Here is a 1,708-nt window from a genome sequence, read left to right as displayed (position 1 = left end):
GTTGCCACTCCTATTTTCTTGATAAATTCCAAACGTTTCATAAGTGCTTAGTTTATTCTTTATTATCCAAACAACCGCTCCCAAAAGCTTTTATGGTTTCGCTTAGCTTGGTACTTTTCTCCATGGGTCTTGCTCAAAGGCTTTCCACTCCTCTTCAGTGTAGGTTTTGCCTTGGAAAGTGCGAGTGATTTCTTGGGATTTAATACGATTTTTGAACTCTTCTTCAGTGTAAACTTGTCCTGTTTCTCCATCAACAAACCAACTTTTTGATATATACATAGCAGGATCTCCATATTCATATTCAGGGAATTTATGCTTTTTATGATCAAATCGTTCATTTTTAGGATCTATAATAATCCAATATTTACCATATTCATTATCAAAAAAATCTAATTCATAATTAAAGATTGAAAAATCATTCAAATTATACCATCCAGCTCCTGTTCTTAGATCAATGTAACCTAACTTTTCTACTATCTTCATTATATAGTCAATTCTTATTTTTCCAAATTTTTTATTTTCATCTATTATGGTCAGTTTCCCTTGCTTATCCCAATAGAAACTTTCATCTATTAAGACATAATCTCCTACTATTTTTTTCTGAAATTCTATATAACCATCTTCATAAAATCGTTTGGATATAGTATAAAAAGGGTATTCATTCACTAATTCTTCTGTATCATAAATCTTCCGTTCACTAAAATCTTCTTCTATAAAAATAGACTCTTGTATATTAGTTACTATATTTCCGTTTTTCTTTACATAAAAGGAGTTTGCTTTTTTGTATTCTTCATATAGATTGAAGTCAAATTTTTCTCTTTCCTCCTGATCCTCTACAAAGAGACACTCCTTTGGTAGCCCAAAAGAGGAAAGCAGTGGCAACCCTACTGTTGCCAATCCTATTTTCTTGATAAATTCCAGACGTTTCATAAGTACTTAGTTTAAAATTTTTATTACCCCAAACAACCGCTCTCAAAAGCGCTTCTTAGGTGTAGGTTTTGCCTTGGAAGGTGTGAGTGGTTTTGGAAAGCAGATTTCGTTGTTTGAATTCTTTTATTTCATTTTCTGTATAATAATATTGTAAATTATTAGATATGAATCTATCCTTTAAATCTTGCTGTATTTCTTTTTTCTTAAAGTTAAAATAATCTTTTATCGTATTAGAATCCTTTAAATCTAATCCATTATTATATTTCCCTAAAATCATTTTATCAAAATGATTTACACCATTTCTAATATTATATATAGAACTAGAAATTGCACTTAATAACTCTACTATTTTATTATCACCAAAGATTTCAGGGTTAAAAAAATAATTTAACATTTTTTCTTTAAATACATATCTTCTATTTTTTTCTCCCTTTATATATATCTCATTTTCAATCTTTCCTAATAAGAGATCATCAGAAATTTCTTGGGTTAGAATGTTATTTTCTGTTCTTCCAAATAAATTATAATAACTATTAGCTGCAAATGAAACTAACACTGCCATTTTTCTAATTAAAGTTTCCTTAGCTTTTATATATTCTAAATCTTTTGTTTCTAATTGTCCTGTATTTTTTATATACTCGTCATTTTCTTTATAATAAAGTAATTTCCCATAATCTAATATATGTTGAACAAATAAATTTTTAAAATTACTGTTTATTTTATTTTTAAATTTTTCTTTATTTATTTCTTTTTTCTCATCAGCTTCTTCTATAAACAT

The 1,708-nt window shown here is 27.6% G+C and carries 1 protein-coding gene and 1 pseudogene; both read right to left on the bottom strand.

Translation table 11 applies throughout. From position 1 onward, the window contains the following. Nucleotides 1-102 precede the first annotated feature (102 nt). Nucleotides 103-930, bottom strand: a complete 828-nt coding sequence (locus Q0370_RS01045; RefSeq protein ID WP_299570912.1) for a hypothetical protein — start codon at nucleotides 928-930, stop codon at nucleotides 103-105. A gap of 55 nt (nucleotides 931-985) precedes the next feature. Continuing rightward, nucleotides 986-1,708 (bottom strand): annotated as a pseudogene (locus Q0370_RS01040) (hypothetical protein); the annotation flags it as partial.

It is taken from the genome of uncultured Leptotrichia sp., assembly GCF_938036635.1.
GTDB lineage: Bacteria > Fusobacteriota > Fusobacteriia > Fusobacteriales > Leptotrichiaceae > Leptotrichia > Leptotrichia hongkongensis.
The sequence above is the reverse complement of the archived record's forward strand: the minus strand, read 5'-3'. Positions and strand labels throughout refer to the sequence as shown.